This window comes from Algoriphagus sediminis (assembly GCF_030403435.1).
Lineage (GTDB): Bacteria > Bacteroidota > Bacteroidia > Cytophagales > Cyclobacteriaceae > Algoriphagus > Algoriphagus sediminis.
This window is the reverse complement of sequence record NZ_JAUEPH010000027.1, coordinates 1-333: the sequence shown is the minus strand read 5'-3', so window position 1 is coordinate 333 and position 333 is coordinate 1. Positions and strand designations below refer to the sequence as shown.

Annotated in this window: 1 protein-coding gene; it reads left to right on the top strand. The window is 48.3% G+C overall.

Annotated features, from left to right (window positions below):
* Positions 1 to 333 (top strand): DUF7507 domain-containing protein (locus QVH07_RS17705; RefSeq protein WP_435367072.1); only part of this gene is annotated, 333 nt, incomplete at both ends.

Here is a 333-nt window from a genome sequence, read left to right as displayed (position 1 = left end):
GAGCTGTTGATAGACAAGACAGTAGAAGCAGTAGATGCTGCCAATGACGGCATATTGAATGCGGCAGGCGATATCATTGACTACGAGATCACGGTGACCAACAACGGAAATGTGACTTTGAACAATGTGACGATTGTCGATCCATTGACGAGCACGAATTCGAATGTAGGTACGCTACAGCCAGGAGAGGCTAAGTCGATCACCGCTCAGTATGCGATTACGCAGACAGACTTGGATAACAACGGTGGAGGCGATGGCGACATTGACAACACAGCGACTGCAGATTCAGATGAGACCGAAGAGGTAAGTGATAGCGAAGATGTAGACTTGGCA